Source organism: Mucilaginibacter sp. P5_A4, assembly GCF_056400605.1.
On the sequence record NZ_JBFUKX010000094.1, the window covers coordinates 1 to 5,821 of the forward strand.

Consider the following 5,821-nt stretch of genomic DNA (forward strand, 5'->3'; position numbering starts at 1 on the left):
CCTAAAGAGTGTGTGTGAAAAATCGATTTTTTAAAATTTACCCCTAATCAAACAATTTATATTATACAACAATCAAACTAAATTAAACTATTAAAAAACAATCAAACTAAATTAAAAAACAAATGAAAGCGAGTTCTACAAAATTAAACCTCCTGAGTTCAGTCCGACAGCTGACACGAGATAAATGGGCGCTGGGTGCTACCATTTTTACAGGAAAAATGATCGGCCTTTTGCTGGTATTTGCAGCAATGATGGTGTTGCCGGGTATTTTTGGCACATCTGCACATGCTGCCGATACTTACACGGCCCACGAAACATCGTTAATTAACACGGTTAACACTGTTTGGACACTGGTTGCTGCCTTTTTAGTATTTGGTATGCAGGCGGGTTTCGTTATGCTTGAAGCAGGTTTTGCCCGCAAAAGAGAAACGGTGAACGTTTTAATGGAGTGTATTTTTGATACTTGCCTTTGCGGCTTGTTATTTTATGCCATAGGTTATGCCTTTATGTTTGGCAATGGCAACGGTTTCATTGGCTGGGGCGGATTAGGCGCTGATGGCAAAACCATCACCAACTGGTTCTTCCTGCAAAACACGCCAGAAACTTACGGTTCAACAGGTATCCCTGTTTTGGCACACTGGATATTCCAGTACGCTTTTGCTGATACCTGCTCAACTATCGTTTCGGGTGCAATGATTGGCCGTACCAGCTTCCGTGGCGATATTTTGTACAGTATAGGTATTACAGGTTTTATTTACCCAATAATTGGTCACTGGGCCTGGGGACCGGATGGTTTCCTTGCTACAATGGGAACTTCAGGTTTCTTCCAGTCAATAAGCGCTCAGCCTTTCCGCGATTTTGCCGGTTCAACAGTGGTACACACTATTGGTGGTGTTGCTTCATTGGCAGGTGCAATGGTGCTAGGCCCACGTTTAGGCAGGATATTTGCCCGCGACGATAAAGAAAAAGGCGGATTACCTCCGGGCCACAACTTATTAGTTGCTGCAGTGGGTGGTTTTATCCTGTGGTTTGGATGGTATGGTTTTAACCCTGGTTCAACATTATCTGCAATGGATATGCAGGGTATTGGCCGTGTTGCTGCTAATACTACACTTGCTGCCTGCGCCGGTGGTTTCTCTGCTATGCTTTTTGCATTGTGGTTTGGCCCAACAAAAGGAAAGTTTGATCTTGCTTTTACTATCAATGGTTTCTTAGCTGGTTTAGTTGCTATCACCTGCCCTTGTTACTGGGTTAGTCCGTTGGGTTCAATTCTGTTAGGTGGGGTTGCCGGCGTTATCATATTTGCAGGTGTTTACCTTATTGAGTGGTTCCGTATTGACGATCCGGTTGGTGCAGTATCTGTACATGGTTTAAACGGTATCTGGGGTACATTATCATTAGGCTTATTTGCATCAGGGCAATATGGTTTTACAGGCCCAACTGGTCCTGATAATACAGCACCGGTTACTGGTTTATTTTACGGTGGTGGTTTTGGTGTGTTAAAGGCACAAGCTATTGGTAGCTTCACCATTACAGCAGCTGTGTTTATAGTAACCTTTGCAATGATGTTTATCATCAACAAATTACCTAACCCATGGAAACTACGTATTGAAGAAGAAGGCGAAACCGGTGCCGGTGGTATCGATGTATTCGATCACGGTATTGAAGTTTACCCTGCTCAGGAAGATGAGATCAGCCTAAGCGGCCTTTTTGATAAAGGTGTAAAATCTCCATCTGCAGTATAATAAAACACTGTAATATCTTGTGCGGTTGGTTGCTGGTACCGACAACCTGCTTACCAACCGCACAGGTATTTTAATAATCTTTTAAATTTTAACCGCTTTTACATTCGGGCTATGTTGTGCATTAGCCTAATGGGAAAGTTTTATCCAACCCCAAATCAAATTCAAATCAATTAAATCGTTATCATGAAAAAAACACTTTTACTTTTATCATTTTTTAGCATTGCTGCTTTTACTGTTAAAGCACAGGATACGGTGAAAACCACATCAGATGCGCCTTTAATTATTTACGGTTCGGTAGATACTTATTACAAGTTTGATTTTGCCGACAGAGGGTCACAAATTCCCACCAGCTTCGCTTCAGATCATAACTCTGTTTCTATAGGTATGATTGACCTGGGCTTAAAGAAAAAAGTTGGCAAAGCCGCTTTTGTAGGTGAGCTTTCATTTGGTCCGCGCGGTCAATCGCAATCAATACCAAATGCTGCCGGTTTATACAACGAAAACGAGAACAGTTATCATATCCAAAACTTATATGTTTCATATGATTTAACAAGTAAGTTAAGTGTAACAGGCGGTTACATGGCAACATTTGTTGGTTATGAAGTAATAAGCCCTGTAGGTAACTTTAATTACTCAACTTCATACTTGTTCACTAATGGCCCGTTCCAGAATGCAGGTGTTAAATTTACCTACGCATTTAGCGATAAAGTAAGCTTAATGGCTGGTGCCTTTAACGATACCTGGAACTATTATACATCTACCAAAAAGGTTAACACTTTTGGCGCCCAGTTATTTGTTGCCCCTGTAACAGGATGGACTGCCTACTTAAACCTTTTAACCGGCAAACTATCTGGTACCGAAGTTGATTTAACCACAGCTTATCAAATTACCAGTGCCTTTAAATTAGGTTTAAACGCCGCAACATTTACTGCAGCTAAGGCAGTTGGCACCGGTGGTTTTACCGGTGTTGCCTTATATCCGCAAGTAGCAGTATCAAAAGATGTAACTTTAGGTTTAAGGGGTGAGTACTTTAAAACCAAAACAGGCGATTACGCCACTTTTGGCCCTGCACCAGGCGAATCTGTTACCGCTTTAACATTTACTGCTAACATCAAAGCCGGTCCTTTGTCTTTTATTCCTGAAATCAGGTTCGACAATGGATCAAAAGAAGCATTCCTTAATCATTCAGGAGATCCTTCTAAATCTGCCTCACAATTTGTGATGGCGGCTGTTTATGCTTTCTAAGATAAATAAATACCATCTTTTAATAAAAGCCTCCTGATTATATCGGGGGGCTTTTTATCTTTATAGGGTAAAACCATCATTTAATAAAGCCTTACGGTTTATAAAGGTTTTATGGCATATAAACATAACGCGTTCTATGAAAAATATACTTTTCGCTTTTGTATGTATCCTGTTTGTTAAAACAGCGGCAGCTCAGCAAGATTCACTGGCTTTTGATGAAAATAATAAATACATCTATTATCAAACCGTTGAACAGGCCGGTTTAAATAAGGATACCTTGTACCGCAGGGCTTTGTATTTTATGAAGAAAGCTGCGCCAAAAAATAAATTGAAACCCGCATTGGCCGATGAAGCCCAGGGTGTTTTGACAGGCAGCGGCAGTTTTATGGTAACTAAAAAATCATTAATATTAAGCAGCACCAGTGGCCAGATTGCTTATACCATGAGGGTAGAAGTGAAAGATGCCAAATATCGCTACTGGTTTACCAATTTTGTTTATACGCCATACCGGCGCGATAGATATGGTATGGATGTGCCTGTACCCGGTATTAATATACCATTGGAGGAGGCAAAAGATAAAATGGACAAGAAGGATATTGTTGTTTATCTTGATAAGGTATTGCAAAACAGCCGCCAGGTTGGAGCGGTATTAAAATCATATATGCTAAAAACGTCTTCGCTGCCCAAAGAGGATAAGGGGATCAAGAAGATATCGACTAAAGAGTGGTGATTTGGATCATTGGTTTACCTGTTCATTAGTTCATTGGTCTTTTGCATGGGGGGATTAGTCAATAGGTTATTATTCAAAGCGCTGCGATAGTGTTGCTTTAAACCCTTTATCCTTGCTCCGGAAAACCTTCCGAAAGTATTTGCTTCGAAAGTTCTTGTTCCAAAAAAAAGCCGCCCCTTTTAATATGGGACGGCTTTAGTTTTTTATTAATCTGGCGAGATAATAAAAACGTTAATTTTTTGTGTTAATTGATGTTTGATGATTTATTGACAAAAGTTCATTAATTCATTCGCGCAAATTGGCATATTTAATTATTATAGTCCTTCGTCGTGTTGGCTCAGATCCAAACCGGCACGTTCTTCTTCAGGGGTTACACGCAGTGTGCTGATCATATCTGTTATTTTTAACAGTATTAATGAACCAAAAAATGCAAATGCTGATACACCAACTAAAGTTACCAGGTGAAGTAAAAACAAGTGGGTTTCGCCATAAAATAACCCGTTGCCGGTAGTGTTGGCCGAGTTAACGTTTTGATGGGCAAATACACCGGTTAAAAGCATACCAACCATACCGCCTACGCCATGGCAGGGGAATACATCAAGTGTATCATCAATACTGGTTTTGGTTCTCCATATTACCACCAGGTTACTTACTACCGCTGCAACTATACCAATAATTAATGAGTGAGGTACTGTTACGAAGCCGGCAGCAGGTGTAATAGCCACCAGGCCTACAACAGCGCCAATACAGGCACCTAATACACTTGGTTTTTTACCACGTAGGATGTCAAAGAACATCCAGGACATTGCCGCGGCTGCAGATGCTGTAGTTGTAGTGGCCAAAGCTGTTGCAGCAAGTGTACCAGAACCTAATGCCGAACCTGCGTTAAAACCAAACCAGCCAAACCACAATAAACCGGTACCTAACAGTACATAGCTGATGCGGGCTGGAGTATGTGTGACTTCGTTACGTCCTTTTAAATACAGGGCTGATGCAAGTGCTGCCCAGCCGGCGCTCATGTGTACTACAGTACCGCCCGCAAAGTCAAGTACGCCTTTTCCGAACAGAAAACCATCGGGGTGCCATGTTGAGTGGGCCAGCGGCGCGTATATAAATATCATAAACAGGCAAAGGAAAATAACATAGGAGTTAAAGCGGATACGCTCGGCGAAGGCGCCGGTGATCAACGCGGGTGTAATTACGGCGAATTTTAACTGGAACATGGCAAATAATACCAGGGGGATGGTAGGAGCAAGTTTCCAGGTAGCATTACCAAGGGTGCCTTTCATCATAAAAAAGGTACGCGGATCGCCAATGAAACCGCCAAGGGTATCGCCAAATGCAAGGCTAAAACCAAAAATAACCCATATTACGGTAATTACGCCCATACACACAAAGCTTTGCAGCATAGTTGATAGTACGTTTTTTTTGCTCACCATACCGCCGTAAAAAAAGGCAAGGCCAGGTGTCATGATCAATACAAGGGCAGTACTAACCAATAGCCAGGCGGTATCGCCTGTATCAATTTTACTGTCTTTAATAGTTGTTAAGGTAACAGATGGGAATACGAGGGCCAATACAATTATAATTAATAGTATGCCAAATGGTATGAATCTTTTCATGCTTCGGGAATTAGGGAACAGTTAATAAAATTAATTAGAAACTGCCCGGTACCCAATCAAAATACCGGGCAGTTTCAAAAACTAATACTGAAGAAGTCATCCAATCAAAATGCCTTCAGCATTAAAACTAAATTTTTTAAAAAACAATAAAATCCGCTTTGCGTAATCAGCGCAAACCAGATAAAATTGTTTGGCTATTACCAGAAATTATGAAATGGAAAAAGGATGAGTTTGCGGAAACGCGATAGCTCGCTGGTGCCCCCACCGCAAATAAAATTAAGATACTTTACATGTATAGTGTAAAAATTGGGGCTTGTATAAATGCCTTGCAGCGGATGTGCACCCCGGTGTTGCTGCAGGTTGATGAGTTGTACCGGTACGTTATGCAAAAGGTAGTCATAATTATAAGGATTATGATGCGCCGTTGTTGCCGATACGGAGGTTTTTTTTTCTTCTTTGTGGGTAATATGGTATAATCC

General features: G+C 41.2%; 5 protein-coding genes. 3 read left to right on the top strand and 2 right to left on the bottom strand.

Features of this window, described 5'->3' with window-relative positions:
- Window positions 1-122: 122 nt before the first annotated feature.
- The 3 genes from AC1DQW_RS27030 to AC1DQW_RS27040 all read left to right on the top strand — a co-directional run bounded on the left by AC1DQW_RS27030 (window position 123) and on the right by AC1DQW_RS27040 (window position 3,720).
- A complete protein-coding gene (locus AC1DQW_RS27030) occupies window positions 123-1,745 on the top strand; it encodes an ammonium transporter (protein WP_477456900.1) in 1,623 nt (540 codons plus the stop codon).
- Window positions 1,746-1,928: 183 nt separating this feature from the next.
- Window positions 1,929-2,990 carry a porin gene (locus tag AC1DQW_RS27035; protein ID WP_477456901.1) on the top strand — a complete coding sequence of 354 codons (1,062 nt, stop codon included), beginning with the start codon at window positions 1,929-1,931 and terminating at the stop codon, window positions 2,988-2,990.
- A gap of 136 nt (window positions 2,991-3,126) precedes the next feature.
- The gene (locus tag AC1DQW_RS27040; RefSeq protein ID WP_477456902.1) at window positions 3,127-3,720 is read left to right on the top strand and encodes a DUF4468 domain-containing protein; all 594 of its coding nucleotides are present in this window, start codon (window positions 3,127-3,129) and stop codon (window positions 3,718-3,720) included.
- Between the two features lie 314 nt (window positions 3,721-4,034).
- Here the strand turns inward: AC1DQW_RS27040 and AC1DQW_RS27045 are convergent, their stop codons facing one another.
- The gene (locus AC1DQW_RS27045) at window positions 4,035-5,342 is read right to left on the bottom strand and encodes an ammonium transporter (protein WP_477456903.1); all 1,308 of its coding nucleotides are present in this window, start codon (window positions 5,340-5,342) and stop codon (window positions 4,035-4,037) included.
- Between the two features lie 197 nt (window positions 5,343-5,539).
- Window positions 5,540-5,821 (bottom strand): hypothetical protein (locus AC1DQW_RS27050; RefSeq protein WP_477456904.1); only part of this gene is annotated, 282 nt, incomplete at its 5' end.

Bases quoted from the DNA above. Each gene is read 5' to 3' on its own strand.
- AC1DQW_RS27045 (WP_477456903.1), bottom strand. From the start codon at position 5,342: ATGAAAAGATTCATACCATTTGGCATACTATTAATTATAATTGTATTG.
- AC1DQW_RS27035 (WP_477456901.1), top strand. From the start codon at position 1,929: ATGAAAAAAACACTTTTACTTTTATCATTTTTTAGCATTGCTGCTTTT.
- AC1DQW_RS27030 (WP_477456900.1), top strand. From the start codon at position 123: ATGAAAGCGAGTTCTACAAAATTAAACCTCCTGAGTTCAGTCCGACAG.
- AC1DQW_RS27040 (WP_477456902.1), top strand. From the start codon at position 3,127: ATGAAAAATATACTTTTCGCTTTTGTATGTATCCTGTTTGTTAAAACA.